The following is a 25,888-nucleotide window of genomic DNA, read 5'->3' as shown; positions in this document are numbered from 1 at the left end:
ATTTTCCTCCTTCCTAAAAAAGGGTAGACTTCCCCCTTGGTGCCAAAAAGCGATTTTTATAAATTTTGCTGCTGTCCAGGTATACCCGTAAGCATTCCAACTGAGACAAAACCATCCATTTGCCTCAGCTCCGACTCTTGGCGATGCTGCTCAACCGGCACGCCAAAGGTACCCGCGATATCCTCCGGGTAGTAACCCTTTCGAGGATTCACAGGCTGTTCTTCTTTGTTTTTTTCAACTACTGTCGTAGATTGATGATCAGCAGACTTCTTCTTACGCTCATGGAATACCTCGGCGGCCACAAGGTCGAACACGTAGAGGGCTTCACCCTCGAACTCAATCCGATATCCGAGGATTTTGTAGCGGCAGTCACCAGACCAGTCCATTTCCTTATAAAGCAACTCTGAAAACAGCCGACAGGACATTTTCCGACTTTTGCGCTTGTCCGGCTTTGCGACACACCAGCGTAAAGCATCCCTGTCATTTTCATTGCAGCCTTTGACCACAATCCGCTTTAATTCGCTGTTAAACATAATGTTGATATACACCACATCCTCCAGTCCTGCAATGCATACTGTGTTAAACGTGATGCTATCTCCCCTTATTATAATGGCCGGGTCCCGGAGATGGGTAAAAAGCTCCCGTCGTGCGACCTGATAGCCATCGTAATCAAAGGTCTGCTCAATCTCCGTTCTCCTCTGCTCCCGCTCCGACATCTGTTCCGCACTCAGTTGCAGCATCTGCTGATTCCTCAGTTCCGTCATCTGTTGATTTTCCAGTACCGTGCTCATCTGGTATAGGCCACCTTTCTATTATCGTTCGTGCTTCATATAAAAGTTCTTCAAGGTCTTCTGAAGTCAGTGCGCTGTATTCTGCCAGTTCCTTTGCTGGTCGCAGAACATCCCAATCAGCCGCATAATGTCTCTGCTCCAGTAGATTAACCTCTGCGATGCTGGTAATCTGTCTTCCAAATGTGTTCTCCCATTCTGGAGGAAGAATGTAAATAGTCTGCTTAACTGTCCTCCCTGTGATTTCCGCTTCGTTATCGAATTCCGCATCTTTGGGTGGAAGGACAATGTTCTCTGTCTTTACCATTTCAGGCTCGTCCAGTTGAAACAGTATAACCTTTTGGTCATCTTTCTCGATAAAGTCACCCCGGAAACGATATTTCAAATCCTTGTCCCAGTCCATAATGTCAAACAGAGTTTTCGCCAATCCACGGCACGACTTAGATAGAGCGCACCACCGCCCTTCGCGCAACCTTCCCCAGTGAATTGCATTTGGATTATTCTGATCACACGGGCGGACAGCAATACACCTGTTCACTGAATTCAGCAGCAGCTCTACATACTCCACATTCTCAAATTTCTTGAGACAGGACGTGTTAAAGCCCAGTTTTCCATCCGCTATTGTCATCGCAGGGTTTTTCATAGTAGCAAAATACTGAGACCGAACCACCTCATAGCCACGCATGTCTAATCCGACCTTATATTCTATCTGCCGTATGTTCTCCAACTCGCTCATAACACTTTCAGATGCCTTTTGATATTCATCCTTTGAGAATCCGGTCCAGTCCTTATCCAGTGGAACATAGCCGCGAAGAATTCCATTGTCGACAACACTTAGTACGGGCAGAGGTCTGGCTTTTTTTTGCATAGGAACGAGATGCTCGAAGATAATTTGCCGCATCATATACAGTTCGAGATACTATGGCTTCATGATGATTTTTTCTTCTAAACTGCGTTCTTTCACCGTTGTTCTTTTTAGCCTTGTGTGTCAAAAAATTAGGGGTAAATGTTTTCCACGCCCTAATGTCACCACAGTGACGTTCATTTGCAACAATCTCGGCAAGTGTGCTTGCGCTCCACTCATAACTTCCCTGCTTTGTCTTGCGTTTATAGGCTTTTAGCAACTCTGCAATTTCAGAAAAAGATACACCATTTAGGTAAAGATAGTAGATTGCTTTTACAGTTTCAGCTTCGTCATCGTTGACAATAAGGTCGCCTTCTTCGTCTCGGTCGTAGCCAAGTAGTTCTGGTGTTAAAAACAGTCCTTTCCTAAAGCGGCGCTCAATCGACCAATTCATAATAACCGATTTTGAATGCGATTCTTCTTCAGCAACCGAGGCCAAAATCGTCAAAATCATTCGGCCATTATTATCCAGCGTATAGATGTTGTCTGCTTCAAACTGAACGCCTACAGGTGGTTCAAGATTTTTCAGGAGATCAATAACTGAAAGGCAATCGACGATGTTTCTTGCAAATCGAGCAATCGACTTGGTCAAGATTAAATCTATTTTTCCGGCTTTGCAGTCCTCAATCATCTGAAGCATGCCCTTTCGGTGCGTAATAGATGTTCCGCTTATACCTTCATCCGCATAGATTCCAACAAATTCCCATCCCGGGTGCCCTGTAATGTACTCTGTATAATAATTCTTTTGAAGTTCATAAGATAAGGTCTGTTCATCATTATCAGTTGAAACCCGAACATACGCCGCCACCCGGCGAATTCCTCCGCTCTCTGTAAAGTCCACAATAGGCTTTGCTGGGATTATTTCGATTTCAGACACATCTGTGCCTTTATATTTATCACGAATTTTCTGCTTACGGTCTTGTCCACTGTTTTCCTTCACGGTTTCACCTTATTCTTTAAGCGTCCAGTCCCACTGGCGCATTTTTCTATAGCTCTGTATTCCTAACACACGTTTTGTCTCAGCTATGGTTCTGCGGCTAATTCCTGCCTCTCCAAGCCTTTCATAAATTTCTTTTGATGCCATATCACCTTTTACAAGATATTGCTTTAGAAGGGTGCAAGCCACTTCCGTTTTCGTCTTACACTCTATATCCTGTTTTTCTTCACAGCTTTCAGATACTGAGTCCAGCCACTGAAATCCATAATCTTCTGTTATCGAGAAGCTGATTTTGGATCCATCTGGGCCTAAGCTGTTTTTTATTTGGTGGATGATACGAACATCCAGGTTTTCTGCATCTCGCTCGATTTGCAAGACACTCCTTGCCGCTGCTACAACATCAATGCTCCCAAGACTTCTATACAAGCCTTTTATGCCTTTCTTTTTATTAAGGTGCCCTATTAGCACAATGGCACATTCATAAGCAGTCGCCCACATTCCAAGGTGCTGCATCAATCGCCTAGCTTTTCCTGAAATCTGCAAATCAGAGTCGCTCGCAAGGTATGCTTGAATTGGGTCAATTACAACCAGTCTAGGCCGAAATGCAACAATCGCATCTCGGATACGTTCATCATCAAGTGTCAGCCCACTGTTAACTTCCTCATTGATGAATGCCACCTTGCTACAGTCTGCTCCTTGTTCTTCCAGCCGGGGCTTAATCGTATCTGCAACCCCATCTTCTGAGCACTGGTAGATAACCCTCTGCGGTTGCTCCAATGGCTTGCCATCAGGAAAAGCACCGCCCGTGGTTATTTCAGCAATCAGATTCATCATCATTGTTGACTTTCCGTCGCCAGGATCACCCTGTAGCAAGGTTATTTTTCCTATTGCAATGTACGGATACCAAAGCCAGTGGATCGGCGACGCTTCAACCTCGCTATACAGAGTCAAAAGTCCTTCTTGCACTCGTCCCCATCCCCGTTCCTGTATTGTGTGACTCCTAGAGTTCTTCAGCTTTATTATACATCTACACTGGCGAGTTGACTGTTACCCATCAGACAACACGTTTTTCAAATTGTTACCTGTTAGATAACAATTCCGAGTTTTTTATTTTAAGGATGCAGTACCGCAGGAGGTATAGAATTGCATCCTTACTTTTGAAATTTGCTATGTATCACTTTCAGCGCAATAATTACTTTGTTCTTATGCGGGCCAGTTTAGAGGTAAGACCATGCCTATAAACTACCTTGCGCTCGGTAAACGCATCGCATTTTTTCGTAGCAAGTCTCATCTTACACAGGACGACCTTGCAGATAGACTCAATATGAGCAGAACCTTTTTAGCTCGAATCGAATGGTAAGCTGGCCGTTCAGATTATCCTGCATGGTTTCCGCCATGCTTTCCGCAGAACCATCGCAGTTTTCGATGGCACCACAGAGTTTATTGATATCCCCTTCCCCGGAGTTCATCAGGGCAAGGAAGCCGGACATGGCGTTCTTGCCGACCAGCGATTCTGCATTGGCAGCCTTTTCGGATTCCGTCAAGCCGGAGAATGCCACACGACAGTCTGCCAGAATGTCGTTCAGGCTTCTCATGCTGCCGTCAGCATTGCTGGCAGCAATGGTAACCTCACCGATGTTCTTACCCACAAAGGTCACTTCGCCGGCAAGATTGTTCATAATGGAGCGCAAAGAAGTACCAGCCTGCGAAGCCTTAATACCGGAGTTTGCCATAAGGCCGATGGCTTCCGCCGTATCCTCTGCACTGAAACCCAGCGCACCGGCGATAGGCGCACAGTACTTGAAGGTCTCGCCCATCATGCTGACGTTGGTGTTTGCATTGGACGATGCTGCCGCGAGGATGTCCGCAAAGTGACCGGAATCCGCAGCCGACAAACCAAAGGCAGTCAGCGCATCCGTGACGATATCTGAGGTAGTCGCCAAGTCCTCACCGGATGCAGCAGCAAGGTTCATGATGCCCTCGATACCATCCAGCATATCCCCGGTCTTCCAGCCGGCCATCGCCATGTATTCCATAGCGGAGGCAGCTTCGGAGGCAGAGAACTTTGTCTTGGCACCCATCTCACGAGCTTTGGCACGGAGCTGATCAAAGTCATCCCCTGTTGCACCGGAAATAGCGGAGACCTTGCTCATTTCCTGGTCGAAGTCTGCTGCGGTCTTTACCGCCGCTGTGCCTAAGCCAGTAACCGCCGCCGTAACCGACAGGAACTTCTTACCCACACCCTCGACCTGAGAGCCGACCGTCTGGAGCTTTTCACCCACCGCATCGATCTTGGCAAGGGTCGTATTGGTGACAGCAGCCTGTTCCTGCAGGGATTTGAGGTTCTGCTCCGTCTCCACGATCTCACGTTGGAGTGCATCGTACTGGTCCTGCGTGATCTTGCCGTCTGCAAGCTGCTGGTTGGCCTGTTCTGCCGCAGTCTTTAAGGTGGTGAGTTTCTCCTTGGTGGCTTCAATGGCATCCTTCAGCATCCGCTGCTTCTGGGTAACTGCCTCGGTATTGGAGGGGTCCAATTTCAGGAGCTTGTTAACATCCTTGAGCCCAGCCTGCGTTGTTTTAATGGACTTGTTAACGCCTTCCAGTGCCTTGGATAATTTTGTAGTATCGCCGCCGATCTCAACGGTGATGCCTGCGATTCTGGATGCCATGCGGAAAACCACCTCCTCCGGGGCATAAGTAAAGACCCATCCGCACAAGGCGAATAGGCCGAGAGAAATATGATACTCGTAAGCAAGCAACTCGTGAGTTACTTTTTATGTGGGCTTAAAAATTTACAATTCTATCGTTGATATGAGCCGGAAAAAGAGCTATACTTAAATTGAGGAATTGTATTCTAAGGAGGTACGCTCTATGAGTGAATATAACATCGACATTGCCGATATGCAGTGCTGGGTTTTCCGTATGGCTCAGTCCAAATGGAAAATGTCTCCCAGTGACTGTGCCAAACTATTCAAGAAATACGACATCCTTGGATTTATCGCTGATTGCTACGACATTCTTCATTTGAACAGTTACGAATGCGCTTTGCATGATGTCGAAACCCTGCTCAAGAATCGAGGTGTCACTGTATGATAGGACTCGAAGATGGCATGCTTCTTTACCACGGAAGCTATGTCAGTATTCCTAACATTGACTTAAGACGTTGTATGGGCGGGCTTGATTTTGGTCGTGGTTTTTACTTAACTTCGTCTTATGAACAGGCATATAACTATGTCCAGCTTTCCGTTCGTAAAGCAAAACATATCAGTGCTGTACCAGATGACTTTGACCCAGCGGACGGGCAAATTTCAGTCTACAAATTTCACTATGACCCGAATATCCTCGCTTACTTTTTTCAAGAGCCCAGTATCGAATGGCTGCATTTCGTGGCAGCCAACCGAAAGAAAGACCTCTTTCCGCAGCTACTGAAAAAATACAGCGTGATTGATATCATCGGCGGAAAGATTGCCGACGATCAGACAGCCCGTACCCTTCAGATTTATATCAATGGTGAAGTTTTCGGAAAACCCGGTGATCCAAAAGTAGACAAAGAAACTATTGAAAGACTTTTACCAAACCGTCTCAAGGATCAATTTTGTTTCAGAACTCAGGATGCCGTTGATCATCTTGAATTCATAAGGAGTGACCGTTATGGCGACATCAAATTGTGTTAATGCTACAAACCATACATCTACAGATTCCCAAAAAGAATGCTGCGCTGTAATTGCAATGCGTGAGGCAGTAGAGATGCTTGCTGCACGAGAAAAGATTCCTTATGAAGAAGCTCTTCTTCGCTTCACAAGTTCCTGTGCGTATGAAGCCCTCTTTGATTTCGATACAGAGATTTGGAAAGAAGGCTCCGATTATCTTCTGAACCTCTACGACTACTGCAATTCCAAAAAGACCGCATAAAAATCAGAAATTCATATACTGAAAAGATTCTTTATGAGCGAAACAGTTGTTGCTGACTCGCAACGTGAAGAGTGTGCCGACCTTGTCATGCGAGCAATGCTCGAAGATTACTGCACTGAAACGGGTGTTTCCTTCAATCAGGTGTTCTTTGAGTTTTCGAGCTCTCTCGCTTATAAGGAATTGTTCGATTACTCTACTGGTCTTTGGATGGAGGGACCCGATTACCTTCGCAATGTCTTTGAAGATACCCGCAAGCCCACCGATTCTGCTTCTGCATAAAATACTCGGTTGATTATCTGCGCCCAATCTGCTATAACTCAATCGCGATCAGGTTTCAGTAACCTTGCGAGGTCTGAGACCGGGAAGATGACCTTCGGGTCACCTTCTTTCTCCCCCAGTTGTGCACGGCTGGGGGATTTTTCTTTATCCTCACAAACTTTCGTGCTTATTTGGCAATCAATATAAGCACGAAAGTTTGGTTAGAACCGGTCAAAGTCAGCCTGCGATGCCAGCTCCTGATACGGATACTCATCGTTCTGCCGCTCTGTGAACATGTCATTGACCAACCCGATGGTCAGCAAGTCTAGGTCGGCTATGCTGATATCGAGCTGCACACAGCGCAGCATGAAGAGCGGGGTGGTCATTACCCGCTCACTTTTGCGAGGTTTTTTCTTGCCTCCACCTCCGTCTGCACGTTCAGGCCCCACAGTTCGATCAGCTGGGGCAGAATCTGGTAGATGGAGAAGGTGTTGAAGTTCTCCAGCCACTCATCCGGGGTGTCCGGCACCTGATCCGGATGGGCGTGCTTCGCCATAATATAGGCAATATTCTCGAACATCTCCAGACTGAACAGGTCAAGGCTGGAGCTTTCCTCATCGTTATCCCCCACGCTCTTTTCCAGAGATTGCAGGTCCTTATAGATGTCCCGGCCAAACTTGATGCGGTACAGACGAGGAACGGCTGCACTGGCTCGGAACTCCACCATCTGACCATCGATTTCGATTTTCTTCGTAACTGCCATAGTCTTTATCCTCCATTTCATGTAGAAAGGGCAGAGCCTCCGCCCTGCCCTCGGTTCGTGTACTTGCTTACTCTGTCGGGTCGATGCTGACCAGTGCATTACCGCCGCTGACGGTGGGCAGCTTGCCGTCCCATTTCTGGATCTTCTGGTACTCGATCAAGGTATCAGACAGGCTCTCTGCAATCTTGCGGTTCGCTTCGGCCTGTGCATCCGCAGCAATGGAAGTCTTCTGTGCCTCTGCCTCGGCGTTGGTGATCGCCACCTGCTTGTCCGCTTCTGCCTTAGCAATGGCGGCCTCGTTCTCGATCTTCTGCTTGTCAGCATTCTGCTGGGCGATGGACTTCTGCTGAATGGCCGTATTATAGGCTTCCTCAAAATCCATATCGTTGATGACCACCTTATTGATGAACACCGCATCCTCGCCGTACTTCTGGTCCAGGGATTCCGCCAGCTTCTGCTGGGCCAGAGGCTCAATCTTGATGCGGTTGGTCACTTCATTGGGGCCAAGCTCTGCCATCGCGGACTTGATGGCAGATGCCACCAGTTCGTCACCGACCAGATTCTTGGTGTCAGACACATTTGCGTACAACCATGCGCTCCTTTCGGGAAGCACCTGATAGGTCACAATGACATCCGCAGTGTAAACCGGAGTCTTGTCGGAGGCTTCACCCCAGATCTGCGCCTTGATATGCTTGTCTTGCTGCTTATTATTTACGGTGTGGATGCTCTGGACGAACGGAACGGTGAAGTTCAGCTTACCGCTTTGGATGGTCGTTTCCTGAATCTGACCGAAGCTGGTCTTCACGCCGGTATAACCAGTCGGGACAATGGTCACAGACCGGAACAGCAGGAAAGCCACAAAGATGACAGTAAACAGGGAAAACACACGATGCTTCCTGTGCCTCCACCAGCTTCTTCTCGAACTCATCGGGAACGGTAAAGCCGCCCTCGGTGTCCTCGCCCACAGACAGGGCATTGCGGACCTCACCGTAATGACCACGGTTGCGGATCATGTTCCAGAAGTTCTCGGCGTACTCGGCAGTAGCAGTCGGCCTCACATCCTTCTTGCTGCCGTTCTTGGGATCGGCATGGACAGGATTGGAAGTGGGCGCAGACAGCTGTGCCTCGATCTGTGCCTGCTGTTCCAGACGCTCGATCTCAGCACCCAGGTCCTTGACCTCCTGTGCCATCTCGTTGTACTGCTCCACAGCCTCGGCCTTGACCAGACCGTTATCGCCACGGTTCTTTTCCAGAAAATCCTTGGTCTGTTCCCAGAGGGTATTGCGCTTGGTGCGCAGTTCCAGAATCTTACTCATAGTCGTATACCTCCATAAAACTCGATTTCGGCATGAAAAAAGCCGGGGCGCATCATTTCATGCACTCCAGCTGTTTCATCAGGACGTTGTAAGAGTAATCCCCTTCCTCTGTCTTGCCGTCCATGTCAAGGACAGGACCGGCTTCCGCAGGGGGATCGCTGGGCGGCTCCGTTTGAGCCGCAGGGGTGTCAGGCTTGATTCCCAGACGATTCAGGACGATTAGATCCATCTGACGGCTGGAGAAAAGGTGCCCTGCCGCATCCTTTTGGATTGGCTGCTTTTCTTCGCCCTCGCCCGGTTCTTCATCGGGAGTCTGTTCCGGTTCTTCGGATGCTTTCTGCTTCGCTTCAAAGAGCACCTCATCCGCAAAGCCCAACTCCACGGCTTTCTTCGCATTCATCCACGTTTCGTTGGACATGAAGTTTGCGATTCGGGCATGGGACAGGCCACTTTTGGATGCATAGGCGTTGATGATGCTTTCCTTGACCTCGTTCAATACCTCGATGGCCTTTTCCATATCCTTGGTATTGCCCATCGCCACAGTGCTGGGGTCATAGATCATCAGCATGGCAACGGGGCTCATCTGAACGACATCGCCGGCCATGGCAACAACAGATGCCGCTGATGCAGCAATCGCATCGATCTTGACCGTGATGCTTCCCTTGTAGTCCTTGAGCATGGTATAGATTTCGGCAGCAGCAAACACATTGCCGCCCGGACTGTTGATCCAGACGGTCACATCACCCTCATCGGCATTCAGCTCATCCCGGAACATCTGCGGAGCGATCTCATCTCCCCAGAAGGATTCCTCATCGATGGGACCTTCCAGCCGGAGGATTCTGGTCTCGTCACTGTCCTTGATCCAGTTCCAGAACTTTTTCATCTTGCTCTCCTTTCTTTCTGTCGTTTTGACGTACTCTCACTCTGCCGGTTTTCGCTGTCAGGGGTTTCTTCCTCCGGCTGTGTCTGCTGTGGCTGATTCTGCTGGGCAGCGGCAGCTTTGTTCTGCTGCGCCAGTCCTGCGTCTTTCGACTTCACATAGCCGCCGTTCAGGTAGTAGTCGTCACCGCCCTGGTCTGCCGGGATCAGGTCCATGTTTTCCAGACGATGGATGTCGTTGGGAGACAGAAAACCGTTGCTGATGCCGGTGGCGTAGCCGTTCATCAGGCTCTGGTAATCACCACGGAGCAAACCATCCACATTGAATTTCGGGAAATAGCATCATCTGTGGGTTATGGTCACAGCTGACAAACACGCCTTTTCCGCTTTTATAGTCCATGACATAGAGGGTGCCGTCTGCGATGATCACGCAGTCGCCGGTACCGAATCCCTGCGGAACGAGATAGCTGTAGTCCAGCCGTTTCTCCACCATGACCAGAGGATGCGGGCAGGTTTCCTTGATGCGTTCGACTGTGGAGATGATGTACTCCGCATAGATGTCGGTATTGGCATCCATCTCATCGGTGTCGAACTCGGAAGTAGGCCGCCTCACACGCTCATGCAGGTACTTGCGGAGCTTGTACTCGCCCAGCGCGTGGGCGGCTGTCCCCTCCTCGGCGTACACCGAGGATTCATTGGGAAAATTCTGCTCCAGCCGAGCGGATGGCGTACAGTTGAGCCATCTTTTCGAGCTAGACGCAGAGAGGATCGCGTGTACTGCGGGCATACGACACCTCCGTTACAGCTGGGAGATGTCTGCGAGAAACGCCTCGTACTTCGCTGCCGGCAGTTCAGAAAGCTGATCTACGCCGTAGGTCTTCAGCAACTGACCGATTTTCTCGTTGTTGCTGCGCTTCTGCTTGATCTTCGCCACGATGACCGCCGTGATCTCATCCTTGGAGACGGTCACCGCAGGCTGCTCGGGTTCCGCCTTTTGGGCAGTATCCACATCAAAGGGCAAGTCATCTGCCGAGTCATCCGGGAAATCAGGAAGTTCCTCTTTCGCCTCCTCAGCAGGGCTTTCCTCTGCCTGAGCTTCTTCGGTCGGCTCCTTGGGCGTCTCATCCATCGTGGACGGAGTGTCCTGTTCCTGTTTGCGGGGACGCTTCCCCGGTTTCTTACGAGGGTGAGGCACATCCTGTACCCTTGGTGCTGTGTCCACAGCAGGGAGCTTGGTCGGAGGAAGCAGCTTATCCTCGTCCTCCGCATCCTCAGAAGTGAACTCCAGGAGTTCAATCTGCTCTGCCATGCCCTCGCACATCCGGGTCAGGCCGCGGAATACCTCCGTCAGCCCATCCACGATCTTCTTGGGACCGGTCAGCATCTCACTCATCCTCGTCCACCTCATCCTCACCGTAGACAGAATCCAGATACTCAGCCTGAGCATCCAGAACCATCACGACGGCATCCTTGCACAGACCGGTCTTGGTGCAGATGGTGGCGATCATGGCCTCGATGTCGATATCAGGCTCTTCGTCCTGATCCTCGACACCATTGAAATAGGTGTTGCTGGTGCTGCGCTCATCCAGATGGATGTGGAGGTTCTCGACCTTCAGCATCACCGGGAGAATACGGCGCACTTCCGGGGCATTGGTATTCTGGTTCTTATCGTTCATCATTGTGTTGCTCACTTTCCGCAGCCTTGGGCTGCATCTCCTGTTGACCGTCACCGGTCAGGGTGTACTTCTGTGCAAGGCTCTCGACGAGCAGTTCTGCCACTCGCCTGGATTCAAAAAGGATATGCACCGACTTTCCCAGTTCTTTCGCCTTGGCGATTTCCTGTGCCATGCCCTCCGACACCGTGTCGCCAAACACCCAAAGCTCATCTGCCTGTTCCAGCCATGACAGGCCAAACTGCATCCCGGCAGCACGTTCTGCCGCCAACTCATCCTTGAGAAAACGAGTGAAGTACAGATGTGGTGCCAGCGGTTGGATGCCCATCATAGCGAGGATGCGGCAGGCATTGAGTGCCCGTTCGATATTGGACCGCTGTTCTGCATCCCTGTCCGCCTCGGATACAGCGGTGGGTCGGAACGGAGAGCAGACATAAACGGTCTTTGGGGTGGTGCTGCCGCCGGGCGGTCGCACCGGAGCCGGATTCTTTAAGGGATTGTTCTGGGGATTCTTGATGTTACTCATGGGTTGTAACCTCCTTGGATGTATTCGTGAGAGGAAGTCCTCTCATAACGCTTACTGAAATTCGGGAAAAGGTACCCTATTTTCAAAAACTTTTCTTGAGCTTTTTAATTGCAGCAGTCATGATTTTGCTTACTACGGGTCTTGCAATCCCCAATTCTTCTGCAATCTCATACTGGGTCAGCCCTTTATAGAAGTAGAGCTGGATGATTTCCTGTTGCCGTTCTGTAAGCTTACTCATAGCGGCATACAGCTTGCGCAGTTCCTCTTCTGCCAACATTTCGACATTTTCTTCATCCATGAAGTCCACCATAACCGCATCCGACCAGTCGGAGCCATCGCAATCCAGGCTGGCAGCCTCATTGATGGCAACCGTCTTGCTGCGGTTGCTTTCCATCCGGCGTTCGCCTTCCATGACCAGACGCACCGATCATTCGGCATCCTCAAACACCACATCCGGAACGACCTCGTATGTGCCGTCATTGAAATCGTAGCGGTAGTCGCCGCAGCGGTCGATGGCCATAACCGTGTATGCGCAATCCTGCTCATAGACGGCATAACCATTCTCATAAGCCGTAAGCGTTGCTCCGTTCACCACGGTTCTGGCAACAATCACAGGATGCATCTCCATGAGCTGTGCGTATTTCGGCAGCTTTTTCTCGATAACTGTTGCAACCGTGTTCTTCAGCTCACGCAGAGAGATGTGTGCGTTGACGGCCGCATTCTCGACTGCCTGTGCCATGCTCTCCACTGTCTGCGGTAACGGCTGGCGAATCTCCATCACGCCTACGCCGCCATAGATTGCAACTGCCCCGTTCATCATGTTAGTCATTTTTCTTGTCCTTTCCCCCGGACTCTGGGAGGGAGAAGGATACCGATGACGGAAGCGGAACAGGGCTCACATTCTGAGCTGGGACATTCTGCAAAGCGCAAAAAGCCCGATTCCAGAGATGGGAGGTACACCCATAGACCGGCTGTTTCACCTCCAGCAGATGATATCTGCCAGCTGGTAGAACTCCGTTATGGTATCCTTCGCCTTCTCTAGAATCGGGCTTACGATATTATTTTTTATTCTCGGGACTTTCCTTTTTGGGGTTCGTCCCTTGAACTGACTACATGATAGCTGAAGACTGATCAAATCACCAGCTCACTAAGTGAGCTCTAAAAAGCAGCATGCAAACCATCGATATTCCGTTCTTTTTCAAAGTTCAAGGTCATATTTGATGGCTTTACACCACGGTTTTTCGCTCTTTTTCTACCATTTAGAGCTCACTTTCTGAGCCCTAACCTCAGAATAAATTTCAAAAAAGAGGCGACCAGACCGTTTTGTGGTCCAATCGCCTCATGGGTATTCTGTTGTAGGTACTTTAGCAGGCAGTTTTGAGTGGGGCGCATCCACAAGCTGCAAGATAGACGTTGACTTGCTCGATACCGTCTTTGTAATGGCCCGTCAGAATCATCTGATAGACCGTATTCCTTTGATTGTTAAAGTCCAGTGTGATTCCACACATTCTCAATAAATCACTGCTGACCATTGGCGGAAGCCGCAATGCCACCGAAATGGCAACGACTTGTTCCGTGCTTGCCTCCTGACCCGCACGAAGCCGCTTCACTGTGGACACAGAGAGTCCGGACTCAGACTCCATCTTCTCTACAGACATATCCCGGTCGTTCATCAGCAGCTTTAGAGCGTCTCCGAACTCAAGTTTTGCAATCATCTTCCGTATTGCCATGGACCACTGAACCTCTGCCATAAACTCATCTGGCGCAGCCATCCCCTGCTCAGCAGTATTCTGGCGGCAAACCGAGTTGGCACTGACGGTTTCCACCTTGGTATCCGTATTCTTATGTACATCGGATGCCACCTCGGTTCACCCCCTTCCATACTGCAAATGCAAACAAAAAAAGACCGGAGATGCTAAGACTCAGTGACTTGTTACAAGTACACTATCCTAGCTTCTCCGGTCTTTGTATATACAAAGATTCCGATTGCGAAGTCAGATTGAATTGAAATAACAGTCCAATTCTTGAATGAGCATACTTATCCCCTTACATAATTCACAAAAGCAGTTATTTTAGAGTTCTCTACCTAGAGTGTTTTTATAATCCTGTAAAAAATCCCGTTACTATTGCTTTTCCAATTATGTATTTGGGGTCTGTATGTCTTAAATCAAGAAATTTGTTTCAGTTTTTATCAAGCGCACACGTCTTCGCTGAAACATACAGACTACTTTGCTATTGCTATTTCATTTCAGAGTCCTCGATTTCGCATCTTCGGTTATCCCTTCTGTTCAATTATGTTGTATTGCATTTACACTATGGAATCAAGATGATGGGTCAAAGCCTCCTTTTGGCTCAAACCCCATGGTGATTATAGCACCAAAATTATCCAGCGTAAATATCTTTTCGACAAGTTTGGACAGAAATCCAAAACCGGAGTTTTTCCTTTGTGCAACTTTACTTGTACCTGCTTCTAAAAGGAACAAATTTGCTTCTTCCTCTCCTACGAGCGTAAAATTGTGTAAACAAAAAAAGCCTTTAGACACTGTATCACCTTTCCCTCAAGGAAACGGATTCTCAGACTCTGTCAGCTTTCATCTACATAATAGCAATGGACGTCCCCAAAAGAAAGACCATAGGCATGATGTTTCTTCATCCCAAGTTCCAACGCAATTCATCAAAAAAAGTCGAGGCAGACCTCGGACAACCTTGTAAAAGGTCACCTGAAGTCTACCTCGGCTTACCGCGCATTCGAACAGCACCAAACAGGCAGCAATTCAATTTTAAGCTGGCTCACACGGTCTCTTGATGAGCCAAGTGTGCAGATTCGCATCCGCCTTTTCCTGTCCTTATCCTCAAACAGTGCAAATGAGCCGTGTATCCTTCTCCGGCAGGGAGTTGAACACACGGCTCATCATTTTAGGTTCAGAATCTCAAGAAGCTCGACAATCCTATGCCGTTTCTCGGGACAGTGAATCAGTTCCTCTTTCCCTTAAGTACTCGTTCACCTCATCAATTGACCTCATATACATACAGTTTAGAATCATCAAATGTGCTAGCTGTTCTTTGGTCGCAGCCAAGCTAAAACCCGCTTTTTCTATGAGCGCAAACGAAAGCCATGGAGGAAGGTGCATAGCAACGCATAGTGCAACCACGTTTTTCTCAGAAAAACTTTCAACCTTTCCATTTCTGTAGCGACCGATCGTTGACTCCGACACCTTTGATTCAAAGGCCAAAGCCTCTTGCGTAAATCCGAAGCGTGTCATCACATATCGTAGTGCTGCCGGGAAGCAAGCAGGCATATTCTCTAACACCTTGCGTTCTTCTTCAGCCTTCTCATTCTCAGACAGCCTTTCCTCCGGGTCTATAATACGATAGTAGTTTTTGATCTCTGTTTGATTTTTTCAGCATGCGAGGGCATCCAAATCCCTCCCACGTCCGAAACTACTCAAGGTAGCCTCAAACGTGGGAGGAATGGGCATAGCGATGCTCATTGGATCAGTAGTCAAACCCGCAGTCGCGCGACTGGCCTTTTTGGCTCTATTAACCCATAGCATATGCAATTGCGCATAAATCTGTGCACACTTAGCCTTTCTAATGCGTCTGATTAGTTCTCGCATCCTTTCCAATTCGAGAATTCTTTCATAAACGCACCGATACTCCACAGAATCCGGTGCCAGATCATCAGCAATATGAAGCAATGACTGAATCCGCTTATTGATTCTGTTCTTTTCTTGCTTCAGCTCCAATAGACTTACTGCCTCAGCAATCGCCTCGATAGCTGATGAAAGGATTGAATCTTGACAAATGATGTACATTAGCACATTCACCTGCCCTTTTCATGTAGTACGGTAAACCGCCAGTTTTATTATATCACATTCCATCTTAAAACAAAATATGTCTCGTTTTCTTATCGCTTCGCCATCTTCTCTTTAACCTCGTCTGGCACGTCGATCAGACCAAAGCGGTAGAACAGCCCATAGATATACGACACACCCCGGATATCTCCCAGCGCCTTGGGTCTGTCCACTACCTCTCCAATTTTACCGATATTGTGATACGCCAGCATCACGGAACTCCAAGCAAGGCTCTTGCTGTCCTCTCTGCGGTCAATCCACAGCTCCTTGGTGAATTCATCTCCCCTGCCCTTCTTCAGCGTATATGCAAAAGGCAAGCCGAACATCGTCTTGAACTTGTACCCCCGAAAAGCCACCACACACTTCCAGAGGTTTTCTTCGCAGGGATCCTTCCTCAGCGCAACCACAGCCCGGTAGTGTCGCTGCCGCTCTGCCCCGGCACTGATGTTCGCCGCTTCAGCGTCCTCCGGGAAGTACACGCCTTTCTCATACGGCAGATAAGAGGTCACAGAAGGACGGGACAATCGCAAGGCAGACATCGTGGAGGTGACAGCAGCAGAATAACTCTGCGTGCTTCTAAAAGAACCGAACGTCTGCTGGACGAATTTTGCCGTGTCCGACTCATAGACCCCTGCTGTGATGAGCAGTTTGCGCACCTTGATGGGATTGAGGGACAGCGCGTCCGCGATAGCTTGCAGGGGCATGTTGTCCTTATAGAGTAGTACTGCCGCTTCCATCTGCTGTGCCAGATTTCTGTCAGCACTGTACTCCGGTTTTGATTTCTTTCGGCCACCGCCGGGTCTGCGTTGCTTACCCATTAGACCACACCTCCTCGCTATTATTTCCGTCATAAACTATAAAACGCACATCAAAAAATGCCGTGTGAACTCCTGGAGTTCAGTTTGTCCACACGGCTGCCTTATCAGAACTTGATTACTTTCGGCTCATGGGTAAAGGAACCAATGGTAGCCACACAATTCTTGAAGTAGAACACCTCGGTGTTGTCATCATCGGCGGCGTACATCTTCTTCAACCCAGAATACGCATCCAGCATGGACTGCCGTGCTTCAACACGGTCATCCTCTACCAGTTCACCGGCAACGCGAATCCACTCGCCACCCTTGAATGCACACAACTCTGCTTTCGGGTTGGCGTGCAGTTGCTTGGAAACATCCTTCTTCTTGCTCGTCTGGATGTACAGCTTGCCCTCAAAGATATGGGCTGTACCAAAGGGACGGACACGCGGCTGGTCGACCTCTACCGTTGCCAGATAATATGTTTCGGATTCTTTCAGAAACTTTTCTACTTCTTCCATGATGTGGACTCCTTCTTCCGATACCGATTTCGATTCGTTACATTCTATTTTATTGCCCAATCCATCAATGTGTTTCCACTTTGCAACTACGGCATCAAGGTTATCTATATCCCTCTTTACCTCATCATCTTTTGTAAATTCTTTCATTTCGCTTCTCAAAAAATCATTAATTTTCTTGGTAAAATCTATATAATTATTGACTCTATATGTGTCAATTAGTTCTATTTCCTTCGATGAAACATATAGGTCTATATGCCCATATATTTCTTCAAACAGGTCAGTCGATTTAGTCAAATGATGAATAATTTCATAAAAATAGAATTCCTTAACATAAGGTTTTTCTGTAAGGCCATATCTTTCCATATAGCTCTCACATATTAATAGACCATCACATGCAATATTGTCAAATCCGTCAATCATTCTTTGTTTTGCTTCATCAACAATATACTCTTCTCGACCTGATTCTTTCCTTTTCAAATGCCAATATTGCAATATTTTGTTGGAAATCCAAGAAACACCAATAAACAAAACAATTAATACAACAATCGTTATTAGTTTTATCAGTATTTCTTCGTCTATCCATTTTTTGCCAAAATCAATCCAGTTTTCGCTAAACAGAAAAACCACTAAAATATCTACCAGACTAGCAATGAAATATCCTTTTAATTCGCCTCGATTATCCTGAATGCTACTATCTATTTTCTGGAGATCTCTATTTAGATAGTATCTAAATAGTTCAAGGTTCTTATGTCCATTTGGATCAAAATCACCATTCATTCAATATCTCCTATCTTTACGGTAATATATCTCAAATCGTTAGCCAAGCTAATGACCTTCGCCCTGTTCCCCTTGCATGCAGCCTTGATTGCTCCATATTGTTCCGCAATCAAAATCTCTCTATATACTTCACTTTCGCTCTTCTTGAGGAAAGTACGTACACTCGCTTCACCTTCTTGTTCACGCAGTTTATCTATTACCTTCTGGATAATCTTAGCCGTTGTATAGGGAGTTTTAAACCAATATCCATATTTCCCCTTAACTTTTTTTCTTAAAATTTTAACTTGCCTTTTGGAAACCCCTACTGCATCAGCTATGTACTCCACACCTTTATGGTAATCGCTATTTTTAGATTCTCTATCCCCGTAGAGTTTTCCTACAAGAGCTATTGCAACTGCATAGTTAAAATTATAGTACGTCTCCTTTTTCCATCCGCAACTAAAATAATGCGGGCCAAAGGCCAAGATATCGTCTGCATCGAATTTACCGGCTTCTGCAATAGCGTGTCGCTCCGTATCAGTATAGCTGCTCATCTTTGTTTTATTCCTCTCTTTTCTAAAAATCTCTGTAATACAATAAGCTTAGGCCAGCAGAGCTGTTGCCAAAAGATTAGTGCCCACAGCCTGCAAAACAAACAGAACATCGGCGGTGACAGTGGCAGAAACTTTTATCATTTTAGCTTTCATAGACTTTTCCTCCTTGTATTTCACGGCGACACTTGTTAGATATCTCTGAAAGGGGCAAGACAGTACACAGACTATGGACACTAAAACTATGGCAAACAAACTCAGCGACCCCAGCTCGACTGGCCTAAACCTATTATTCTCTGCATCTTAGCCACAGCATCTATACTGTGTTGTCTGCCGCTCACCGCATAGAGGTGTGCAAAGTTTCGAGCGACAAAGCTGTGAGCATCCGTTGAGGATAACTCTCACAGCTCAAATATATACTATATAGGATCTGTTTTCAAGGATGACGGGAAAAAACAGATATGTATACTTCAATATGTCCTATTTTTCACACTCATTTTTCTGCTCAACCACGCCCATGCTGTCAGCACACCAATCCATCCGCCCGTCGTATTACCGAACACATCATCGAACTCTGCAATGCCAAGTCCCGTAATAAACTGGGTTGTTTCGATTGCCACAGACATCACGAAAGGAATCAGCAACACCCACTTCTTCTGAAACCACCTATACAGCCCCGTTCCAAGTGGAATGAACAGCCAGATGTTATTGATGACCCCTACTCTCACAGATTGCTCTTTCAAGAACTTCCCAGCATAGGAAAATAGAACAAAGTTCGTTCTTACATCCCCTGACTCACGAAACATCAGTGTTTCATAAAGGATGAAAGCCACATAAACAATCGTCAGTACTACGCTTAAACTCTTCGGAAAAACAATCATCAGCAAACAGACAACGCTGCCAAAAACAACTACCATGCATGGGAAACCATTCAGAAGGTTGTCCACACACAGCATAGTGTTGCCGTTTCTGTCAAGCAGAAGGTTCACCTTGCCACTGCGTTTGATACCGTACTGCCCTTTAGACAATGCCTTTGAATTGCCATTCGTATCAAAATACATATCCGTATCTGCTGTGCCATCTCTATGATAGGTACGTTTGAGGATAGTATAGCCTGCATTGGTAGGGGTGGGTTTGCCATCTGCACCAAGATAGGTAATCTGACCGATGTATCCTTGCTCGTTGCGTTGGTATAACTCGCCATACTGACCCAGCAAAGACCTCGCTGGGTTCCCTTCTGTGTCAAAATACTGCTCACCGACAATGGTACCATCCATATCACGCTGATATGTCTTAATCGCATATCCAGATGAAGTGCTCACCGCATGACCATCTTTATCGAAAAAGGTCAAACTAATGTTTTGACCATTAGAGTTATACCCACGATGAAGCCCATAGTATCCACCGGAGCACTGTACCTGCTGTCCGTTCAAATCGTAGTAGAAATCATCGGAAGCCCTGCCATCATCCTGCGTTCTGACAATAGTAGAGTATCCGTCACTGCGTATTATTGGATTACCCTCTGCGTCAAGATATGTGATGACCGTACTCGTTTCATCATATTCATATGACAACCCGTAATAATCGCCATACCTTGCCACAGAGTCTCCGTTTGCATCAAGATAACGTTCCTCCACAACTCGGCCGTTATCATCCCATATTCTACACACGGTCGCATAGCCCATATCAATAGCTTCTGTGATTACTCCATCAGGATTCACATAGCTTGTGCTGGTCACGCTTCCATCTACGGTTTCTCGGATACTCAGCTCTGAGGAAGTGTATCCTGCATCGTGGTCAACATCCGCATCAGGCAACAACGCCAAGATAGACAGAAGAACCACAGATGCAATCAGCAGGATTCCGCATCCTCGTTTCAGATTTGCACTCAAACTCCGTAGCCTCTGCTCTTAATGGTCTCCACGACCTGAGAAACGTACTTCTGGCAGGTGTCGTGATCGGGAGCTTCCACCATTACACGCACAACAGGTTCCGTGCCGGACTCGCGCACCAGAATGCGGCCGGTATCGCCCAGCGCCTCGGCTACGGCTTTGACTGCTGCCTGTACTGCTTCGTCATCCTGTGCGGCCTTCTTGTCGGTCACACGAACATTTTCCAGAACCTGCGGGTAGATCTTCAGGGGCTCAGCCAGCTTGCTCATGGGCATCTTCTTCGCCAGCATGACTTCCATCATCTTCAGACTGGTCAGGATACCATCACCCGTACTGGCGTACTTGCTGAAGATAATGTGACCACTCTGCTCACCGCCGATACGGCAGCCGTTCTTAGCCATGTACTCATAGACGTACTTGTCGCCCACAGCGGTCTTGGCGTAGCCGATGCCCTTCTCATCAAAAGCCTTATACAGGCCAAAGTTGGACATGACCGTGGTAACGACGGTATTGGTCAGCAGCTTGCCACGCTCCTTCATGTAGCAGCCGTAGATGTACAGGATATGGTCGCCAGTGATGACATTACCCTTTTCATCCACACACAGGCAACGATCAGCATCACCGTCATAGGCAAAACCGATGTCCAGCCCCTTCTCTACCACGAACTTCTGCAGACCCTCAATGTGGGTAGAGCCCGCATTGTTGTTGATGTTCAGACCGTTGGGCTGGTTGTTGATAACATAGGTGTCAGCTCCCAGAGCATCAAACACAGACTTAGCGATGTTCCAGGAACTGCCGTTGGCGCAGTCCAGACCAACCTTGACACCCTTGAAGGAATAGATACCAAGGCTGATCAGATAGCCCATGTAGCGGTTGCGGCCGGACACATAGTCCACCGTGCAGCCAATGTGTTCCCTGTGAGCGAAAGGCAGCTCCGGCCAGTCCTTATCGAACACATGGAGCTTTCCGTCAATGTAATCCTCGACCAACAGCAAAATCTCCTCCGGCATCTTCTCGCCATAGCAGTCGATCAGCTTGATGCCGTTATCGTAGTAGGGATTATGGCTGGCAGAGATCATAATGCCACAGTCAAAGTCATCCACGCGGGCGATGTAAGCCACAGAAGGGGTGGTAGTGACATGGAGCAGGTAGGCATCCGCACCGGAAGCGGTCAGACCTGCGACCAGGCTGTACTCGAACATATAGGAGCTGCGACGGGTATCCTTGCCAATGACGATGCGGGCAGGATTCGTATCACCGTTGCGCTCACGCAGGGCGTTGTAGTACCAGCCTAAGAAGCGACCTACCTTATAGGCATGGTCTGCAGTCAGAGTTATTCCAGCCTCACCACGGAAGCCATCGGTTCCAAAATACTTTCCCATTATAGTTTTTTCCTCATCCAAAGAGTGAATTAACGAATAGAAATGTGCCTTTAGCCGGATAATTATCCGTTGCCTGCTGCTCACCACGGAGAGGTAGCATATTTGAGCAGCACAGCCATGTGGTTGAACACATGGCTGCTGTAGAGAATCAGTATTTTCTCCACACCATCTTATTAACCACGTTGACATATCCCTGAATGATGCGAACCACCTTCATGGACACGGTTTCGTCCACATAGTCGGGGCAGGGCTTACCCAGAACGCCCTTCTGTTTCATTTCAATCGCCATATCGGTGGCGTTGAGCAGTTCCCGAGTGGTAATACCAGCCAAAATGAAGTCACCGGCTTCCAGCGCCTCAGGGCGTTCCGTACTGGTACGGATGCACACGGCGGCGATGGGATGACCAATGGACAGATAGAAGCTGCTCTCCTCGGGCAGAGTGCCAGAGTCGGAGACGATTGCTAAAGCGTTCATTTGCAGCTTGTTGTAGTCGTTGAAGCCCAGCGGCTCATTGACCCGGACACGAGGGTCAAGCTGGAAGCCGCTCTGTTCCAGACGGTGCTTGCTTCTGGGATGGCAGGAGTACAGGATGGGCATATCGTACTTCTCTGCCAGAGCGTTGATAGCGGTAAACAGGCTCAGGAAGTTCTTTTCGGAATCGATGTTTTCTTCCCGGTGGGCGGACAGCAAAATGTACTTATCCTTTTCCAGTCCCAGACGTTCCAGCACATCGCTCTTCTGGATCTTCTCCAGATTCATGTGCAGCACTTCTGCCATGGGAGAGCCGGTCTGGTAGGTACGCTCCTTGGGCAGGCCGGTATCCGCCAGATACTTCCGGGCGAACTCGGAATAGCACATATTCACATCAGAGATCACATCAACGATACGGCGGTTGGTCTCTTCCGGCAGGCACTCGTCCTTGCAGCGGTTGCCTGCCTCCATGTGAAACAGAGGGATATGCAACCGCTTTGCGCTGATTGCAGACAGGCAGGAGTTGGTATCACCCAGCACCAGATAGCCCTCCGGCTGCAATTCAGACAGAAGCTCATAGCTGCGGCCCATGATATTTCCGCAGGTTACGCCTAAATTCTCGCCCACCACGGGAACCAGAATGTCAGGGCCATACTCCCCGAAGGTGTTCTTCAGTTCAAAGTCTTCCCAGAAAACGGTGGAGAGGTTTCTGTCCCAGTTCTGGTTGTAGTACACCACGCAGCAGTCAAAATATTCCCGACAGCGTTTGATAACCGCAGCCAGACGGATGATCTCCGGACGGGTACCGCAGCCAATCATGACCTTGGTGCGCCCGTCGTTTTTCCATGTAAAATTGTGTTCCATAAAAATCTCCTATCGACAACCAGTATCCTCTCTTACACCGGCTCGAAGAAGGTGTCCGGGTGGTTCGGGTTGAAGATCTCGTTGCAAGTCATCACGGTTACCAGATTTTCCGTTTCCGACAGGTTGATGATGTTGTGGGTCCAGCCCGGAATCATATGGACGGCCTCGATCTTGTCCCCAGAAACCTCAAACTCCACCGTTTCTCCGGTGTTGATGTTCCGTTCCTGAATCAAGCCGTGCCCAGCCACCACAATGAACAGTTCCCACTTGGAGTTGTGCCAGTGCTGTCCTTTCGTGATGCCGGGCTTCGAGATGTTGACGCTCACCTGTCCACAGTCAGCGGTATGAACCAATTCCGTGAAAGAACCACGGTTGTCCACGTTCATCTTCAGGGCATACTTGAACTTGTCCGTCGGCAGATAGGTCAGGTACAGGGAATACAACTTCTTAGCAAAGGAACCGTCTGGCATCTTGGGCATCATAAGCGTACTCGGCTGCGCCTTGAACTCCTGCAGCAGATCTACGATCTCGCCCAGTGTTACCTTGTGTGTCACAGGGACGCAGCAGTAACGACCATCTGCTTGCAGAACAGTCTCCACACCGTCAAATTCACAGTGCTGCTCCTTGCCTTCCAGCAGGTCGAACATCCCTTCTACCAGGTCATCGATGTACAGCAGTTCCAACTCGGTACTGCGGTCATTAACGGTGAAGGGCTCGTCATTGGCAACCGCCCAGCAGAAGGTGCTGACGGCGCTGTTGTACTTGGGGCGGCTGTGGCCCATCAGGTTCACAAAACGGTAGATGGCAACCTTAGCCCCGGTCTCCTGAGCATACTGGAAGAATAGTTCCTCGCCAGCCTTCTTGCTGCGTCCGTACTCGCTGTTGCCGAAACGACCAGCCAGCGTGGCTTGAATGGAAGAAGACAGCATGATGGTTGCCTTGTTGTTGTGCTTTTTCAGGCAGTTCAGCAGGTCGGATGCAAAGCCGAAGTTTCCCTTCATGAAGTCTTCCGGGTTCTCCGGGCGATTCACGCCTGCCAGATTGAATACGAAGTCTGCTTTCTGGCAGTATTCGTCCAGCTCCTCCGGGGTGGAGTCCAAATCGTACTCGTAGATTTCTTTAATATCCAATGCCGGGCGAGTCTTGTTTTTCCCATCCCGGATGTTTTTCAGGTTGTTGCACAGGGCGGTTCCCACCATGCCCTTGGCACCTGTGACTAGAATGTTCATTCTCTCACCTCTTAGTGTACTGCGGTGCAGTCCGGAATATCTGCGCCGTCCGGCACAGTTGCATGATTGCAGATGGTGCAGTTGCTGCCAATGCGGGTAAAGTTGCCCACGGTCGCACCAGTGCGGATCACACTGTTAGTGTAAATCAGGGCGTAATCCCCTACCGCTGCATCACAGTGGACTTCCGTTCCGGCATTCAGCAAAACACCGTTTCCGACAGAGGCTCCATTTTGGATACAAGCGTTTTGCAGCACCACACAGCCACAGCCGACTTCAGCAAACGGACTGACATAGGCACTGGGAGCAACGATGTTTGGGAACGCATAACCAAGTAATTTTCCTTTCTCATACACCTGTGCCCGGAACTGATTGTTGCCGATGCCGACCACCAGCAAACTGTACTCTTTCCGCAGCTCCGGCAAATCGGCGAGGCCACCAACCACTGGAATGCCACAGATCTCAGCACCCACAGACTGTCCATCATCCACAAAAGCACAATCGTATTGGAGCATCGCCTGCTCCGCCACCATGCGCCCGAAACCACCGGCTCCAACCAGCAGCAGCTTTTCTTTAGACATTCGGGATACCCTTCAGTGCGTTCTGGACATACTCGGTGGTCAGAATCTTCTTGACAGTGCCTTCCACATCCAGTCGCTCGGTGTTGTGGCTGGTGTAAGACTCGTCCGCCATGGTATGTACCTCGCCCTTGACCACGAACTTATCGTAGTTCAGGTCACGGTTGTCAGCGGCAACACGGAAGTAATGACCCATATCCTGGCTGCGCAGACGCTCCTCACGGGTCATCAGGGTCTCGAACAGCTTCTCGCCGTGACGGGTGCCGATGATGTTCGTACCGGTATCGCCGAACAGCTGCTGGACTGCCTTTGCCAGATCGCCGATGGTGGAAGCGTCAGCCTTCTGGATGAACAGGTCGCCGGGGTTGGCGTGCTGGAAGGCGAACATCACCAGATCCACAGCCTCGTCCAGGTTCATCAGGAAGCGGGTCATGTTGGGGTCGGTGATGGTGATGGGGCTGCCAGCCTTGATCTGGTCAATGAACAGAGGGATGACAGAGCCACGGCTGCACATAACGTTGCCATAACGGGTGCAGCAGATGGTGGTGCCACCACGCTCAGCAGCTACACGGGCATTGGCGTAGATGACGTGCTCCATCATAGCCTTAGAGATGCCCATAGCGTTAATGGGGTAAGCTGCCTTATCGGTGGACAGGCAGACAACACGCTTGACACCGGCATCAATGGCGGCGTGCAGGACGTTATCGGTACCGATGATGTTGGTCTGAACGGCCTGCATGGGGAAGAACTCGCAGGAAGGAACCTGCTTCAGAGCAGCAGCGTGGAAGATGTAGTCAACACCGGGCATAGCGTCACGGATGGACTGGGGATTGCGGACATCGCCGATGTAGAACTTCACCTTTTTGGCGTTCTCCGGGTGCTTGGCCTGAAGCTCGTGACGCATATCATCCTGCTTCTTCTCATCGCGGGAGAAGATACGGATCTCCTTCAGGTCAGAGTCCAAGAAGTGCTTCAGAACGGTAGAACCAAAAGAACCAGTACCACCAGTGATCATAAGGGTTGCGTTATCAAATGCAGACAT

At 48.9% G+C, this 25,888-nt stretch carries 32 protein-coding genes and 1 pseudogene; 4 read left to right on the top strand and 29 right to left on the bottom strand.

Annotated features, from left to right (window positions below; translation table 11 throughout):
• Nucleotides 1-56 precede the first annotated feature (56 nt).
• The 5 genes and pseudogenes from ACNQFG_RS08120 to ACNQFG_RS08100 all read right to left on the bottom strand — a co-directional run.
• Complete coding sequence (locus ACNQFG_RS08120; protein WP_302275170.1) at nucleotides 57-740, bottom strand: hypothetical protein; 684 nt, start codon at nucleotides 738-740, stop codon at nucleotides 57-59.
• Nucleotides 682-1,524 carry a hypothetical protein gene (locus ACNQFG_RS08115; RefSeq protein WP_423404517.1) on the bottom strand — a complete coding sequence of 281 codons (843 nt, stop codon included), beginning with the start codon at nucleotides 1,522-1,524 and terminating at the stop codon, nucleotides 682-684. The genes ACNQFG_RS08120 and ACNQFG_RS08115 overlap by 59 nt, the downstream gene beginning before the upstream one ends.
• A 52-nt stretch (nucleotides 1,525-1,576) precedes the next feature.
• Nucleotides 1,577-2,632 carry a recombinase family protein gene (locus ACNQFG_RS08110; RefSeq protein ID WP_423404516.1) on the bottom strand — a complete coding sequence of 352 codons (1,056 nt, stop codon included), beginning with the start codon at nucleotides 2,630-2,632 and terminating at the stop codon, nucleotides 1,577-1,579.
• A 9-nt stretch (nucleotides 2,633-2,641) separates the two neighbouring features.
• Entirely contained in the window at nucleotides 2,642-3,595 is a 954-nt protein-coding gene (locus ACNQFG_RS08105) for an AAA family ATPase (RefSeq protein ID WP_423404515.1), read from the bottom strand.
• Between the two features lie 386 nt (nucleotides 3,596-3,981).
• Nucleotides 3,982-5,298, bottom strand: a pseudogene (locus ACNQFG_RS08100) (phage tail tape measure protein); the annotation flags it as partial.
• Nucleotides 5,299-5,500: 202 nt separating this feature from the next.
• Here ACNQFG_RS08100 and ACNQFG_RS08095 point away from each other — a divergent pair.
• The 4 genes from ACNQFG_RS08095 to ACNQFG_RS08080 are packed head-to-tail and all read left to right on the top strand — an operon-like array spanning nucleotide 5,501 to nucleotide 6,820.
• Nucleotides 5,501-5,722, top strand: a complete 222-nt coding sequence (locus tag ACNQFG_RS08095; RefSeq protein ID WP_302275165.1) for a DUF3791 domain-containing protein — start codon at nucleotides 5,501-5,503, stop codon at nucleotides 5,720-5,722.
• Entirely contained in the window at nucleotides 5,719-6,303 is a 585-nt protein-coding gene (locus ACNQFG_RS08090; protein WP_302275164.1) for a DUF3990 domain-containing protein, read from the top strand. Before ACNQFG_RS08095 ends, ACNQFG_RS08090 begins: the two co-directional genes overlap by 4 nt.
• Nucleotides 6,304-6,358: 55 nt before the next feature.
• Nucleotides 6,359-6,541 carry a hypothetical protein gene (locus ACNQFG_RS08085; RefSeq protein ID WP_423404514.1) on the top strand — a complete coding sequence of 61 codons (183 nt, stop codon included), beginning with the start codon at nucleotides 6,359-6,361 and terminating at the stop codon, nucleotides 6,539-6,541.
• A gap of 33 nt (nucleotides 6,542-6,574) precedes the next feature.
• The gene (locus ACNQFG_RS08080) at nucleotides 6,575-6,820 is read left to right on the top strand and encodes a hypothetical protein (protein ID WP_302275161.1); all 246 of its coding nucleotides are present in this window, start codon (nucleotides 6,575-6,577) and stop codon (nucleotides 6,818-6,820) included.
• 200 nt (nucleotides 6,821-7,020) lie between these two features.
• Here ACNQFG_RS08080 and ACNQFG_RS08075 read toward each other — a convergent pair whose 3' ends face one another.
• The 24 genes from ACNQFG_RS08075 to ACNQFG_RS07960 form a co-directional block, all read right to left on the bottom strand.
• A complete protein-coding gene (locus ACNQFG_RS08075; protein ID WP_423404513.1) occupies nucleotides 7,021-7,185 on the bottom strand; it encodes a hypothetical protein in 165 nt (54 codons plus the stop codon).
• Nucleotides 7,185-7,562, bottom strand: coding sequence for a hypothetical protein (locus ACNQFG_RS08070; RefSeq protein WP_423404512.1), 378 nt, complete (start codon nucleotides 7,560-7,562; stop codon nucleotides 7,185-7,187). Before ACNQFG_RS08070 ends, ACNQFG_RS08075 begins: the two co-directional genes overlap by 1 nt.
• 67 nt (nucleotides 7,563-7,629) lie before the next feature.
• Nucleotides 7,630-8,421, bottom strand: coding sequence for an SPFH domain-containing protein (locus tag ACNQFG_RS08065; RefSeq protein WP_423404511.1), 792 nt, complete (start codon nucleotides 8,419-8,421; stop codon nucleotides 7,630-7,632).
• A complete protein-coding gene (locus tag ACNQFG_RS08060) occupies nucleotides 8,318-8,878 on the bottom strand; it encodes a phage major capsid protein (protein ID WP_423404510.1) in 561 nt (186 codons plus the stop codon). Before ACNQFG_RS08060 ends, ACNQFG_RS08065 begins: the two co-directional genes overlap by 104 nt.
• Before the next feature lie 52 nt (nucleotides 8,879-8,930).
• On the bottom strand, nucleotides 8,931-9,761 hold the full coding sequence (locus ACNQFG_RS08055) for a head maturation protease, ClpP-related (protein WP_423404509.1): 831 nt from the start codon (nucleotides 9,759-9,761) through the stop codon (nucleotides 8,931-8,933).
• Nucleotides 9,758-10,078, bottom strand: coding sequence for a hypothetical protein (locus ACNQFG_RS08050; RefSeq protein ID WP_423404508.1), 321 nt, complete (start codon nucleotides 10,076-10,078; stop codon nucleotides 9,758-9,760). Before ACNQFG_RS08050 ends, ACNQFG_RS08055 begins: the two co-directional genes overlap by 4 nt.
• The gene (locus tag ACNQFG_RS08045) at nucleotides 10,056-10,544 is read right to left on the bottom strand and encodes a DUF2800 domain-containing protein (RefSeq protein ID WP_423404507.1); all 489 of its coding nucleotides are present in this window, start codon (nucleotides 10,542-10,544) and stop codon (nucleotides 10,056-10,058) included. The genes ACNQFG_RS08050 and ACNQFG_RS08045 overlap by 23 nt, the downstream gene beginning before the upstream one ends.
• 12 nt (nucleotides 10,545-10,556) lie before the next feature.
• Complete coding sequence (locus ACNQFG_RS08040) at nucleotides 10,557-11,150, bottom strand: hypothetical protein (protein ID WP_400246372.1); 594 nt, start codon at nucleotides 11,148-11,150, stop codon at nucleotides 10,557-10,559.
• Complete coding sequence (locus tag ACNQFG_RS08035) at nucleotides 11,143-11,436, bottom strand: hypothetical protein (RefSeq protein ID WP_302275149.1); 294 nt, start codon at nucleotides 11,434-11,436, stop codon at nucleotides 11,143-11,145. The genes ACNQFG_RS08040 and ACNQFG_RS08035 overlap by 8 nt, the downstream gene beginning before the upstream one ends.
• Nucleotides 11,423-11,956, bottom strand: a complete 534-nt coding sequence (locus tag ACNQFG_RS08030) for a hypothetical protein (RefSeq protein WP_423404506.1) — start codon at nucleotides 11,954-11,956, stop codon at nucleotides 11,423-11,425. The genes ACNQFG_RS08035 and ACNQFG_RS08030 overlap by 14 nt, the downstream gene beginning before the upstream one ends.
• Before the next feature lie 82 nt (nucleotides 11,957-12,038).
• The gene (locus tag ACNQFG_RS08025; RefSeq protein ID WP_423404505.1) at nucleotides 12,039-12,368 is read right to left on the bottom strand and encodes a sigma-70 family RNA polymerase sigma factor; all 330 of its coding nucleotides are present in this window, start codon (nucleotides 12,366-12,368) and stop codon (nucleotides 12,039-12,041) included.
• A gap of 15 nt (nucleotides 12,369-12,383) precedes the next feature.
• Nucleotides 12,384-12,776: a hypothetical protein gene (locus ACNQFG_RS08020; RefSeq protein ID WP_423404504.1), complete on the bottom strand. Its 393-nt coding sequence runs from the start codon at nucleotides 12,774-12,776 to the stop codon at nucleotides 12,384-12,386.
• A gap of 544 nt (nucleotides 12,777-13,320) precedes the next feature.
• Nucleotides 13,321-13,818 carry a helix-turn-helix domain-containing protein gene (locus tag ACNQFG_RS08015; RefSeq protein ID WP_302275144.1) on the bottom strand — a complete coding sequence of 166 codons (498 nt, stop codon included), beginning with the start codon at nucleotides 13,816-13,818 and terminating at the stop codon, nucleotides 13,321-13,323.
• 459 nt (nucleotides 13,819-14,277) lie between these two features.
• Nucleotides 14,278-14,499, bottom strand: coding sequence for a hypothetical protein (locus ACNQFG_RS08010; RefSeq protein WP_423404503.1), 222 nt, complete (start codon nucleotides 14,497-14,499; stop codon nucleotides 14,278-14,280).
• Between the two features lie 405 nt (nucleotides 14,500-14,904).
• Nucleotides 14,905-15,267, bottom strand: a complete 363-nt coding sequence (locus tag ACNQFG_RS08005) for a helix-turn-helix domain-containing protein (protein WP_302275141.1) — start codon at nucleotides 15,265-15,267, stop codon at nucleotides 14,905-14,907.
• A gap of 596 nt (nucleotides 15,268-15,863) precedes the next feature.
• On the bottom strand, nucleotides 15,864-16,628 hold the full coding sequence (locus tag ACNQFG_RS08000) for a hypothetical protein (protein ID WP_302275138.1): 765 nt from the start codon (nucleotides 16,626-16,628) through the stop codon (nucleotides 15,864-15,866).
• Nucleotides 16,629-16,732: 104 nt separating this feature from the next.
• The gene (locus tag ACNQFG_RS07995) at nucleotides 16,733-17,125 is read right to left on the bottom strand and encodes a pyridoxamine 5'-phosphate oxidase family protein (RefSeq protein ID WP_423406568.1); all 393 of its coding nucleotides are present in this window, start codon (nucleotides 17,123-17,125) and stop codon (nucleotides 16,733-16,735) included.
• A 773-nt stretch (nucleotides 17,126-17,898) separates the two neighbouring features.
• Nucleotides 17,899-18,435: a hypothetical protein gene (locus ACNQFG_RS07990; protein WP_302275137.1), complete on the bottom strand. Its 537-nt coding sequence runs from the start codon at nucleotides 18,433-18,435 to the stop codon at nucleotides 17,899-17,901.
• Nucleotides 18,436-18,902: 467 nt separating this feature from the next.
• Nucleotides 18,903-20,324 (bottom strand): VanZ family protein, encoded by a 1,422-nt coding sequence (locus ACNQFG_RS07985; RefSeq protein WP_423404502.1) that lies wholly within the window; start codon nucleotides 20,322-20,324, stop codon nucleotides 18,903-18,905.
• Nucleotides 20,321-21,706, bottom strand: a complete 1,386-nt coding sequence (gene glmM, locus ACNQFG_RS07980; protein WP_423404501.1) for a phosphoglucosamine mutase — start codon at nucleotides 21,704-21,706, stop codon at nucleotides 20,321-20,323. Before glmM ends, ACNQFG_RS07985 begins: the two co-directional genes overlap by 4 nt.
• Before the next feature lie 148 nt (nucleotides 21,707-21,854).
• Nucleotides 21,855-23,042 carry a UDP-N-acetyl glucosamine 2-epimerase gene (locus ACNQFG_RS07975; RefSeq protein ID WP_423404500.1) on the bottom strand — a complete coding sequence of 396 codons (1,188 nt, stop codon included), beginning with the start codon at nucleotides 23,040-23,042 and terminating at the stop codon, nucleotides 21,855-21,857.
• A gap of 32 nt (nucleotides 23,043-23,074) precedes the next feature.
• A complete protein-coding gene (locus ACNQFG_RS07970; protein ID WP_423404499.1) occupies nucleotides 23,075-24,271 on the bottom strand; it encodes an NAD-dependent epimerase/dehydratase family protein in 1,197 nt (398 codons plus the stop codon).
• Between the two features lie 11 nt (nucleotides 24,272-24,282).
• Nucleotides 24,283-24,849, bottom strand: coding sequence for a lipid carrier--UDP-N-acetylgalactosaminyltransferase (locus ACNQFG_RS07965; RefSeq protein ID WP_302275132.1), 567 nt, complete (start codon nucleotides 24,847-24,849; stop codon nucleotides 24,283-24,285).
• Nucleotides 24,842-25,888 (bottom strand): polysaccharide biosynthesis protein, encoded by a 1,047-nt coding sequence (locus ACNQFG_RS07960; protein WP_302275130.1) that lies wholly within the window; start codon nucleotides 25,886-25,888, stop codon nucleotides 24,842-24,844. Before ACNQFG_RS07960 ends, ACNQFG_RS07965 begins: the two co-directional genes overlap by 8 nt.

Source organism: Faecalibacterium prausnitzii (genome assembly GCF_049532945.1).
GTDB classification, from domain to species: domain Bacteria; phylum Bacillota; class Clostridia; order Oscillospirales; family Ruminococcaceae; genus Faecalibacterium; species Faecalibacterium prausnitzii_N.
Note: the sequence above shows the minus strand (reverse complement) of the source record. Positions and strands in the feature narration are given on the sequence as shown.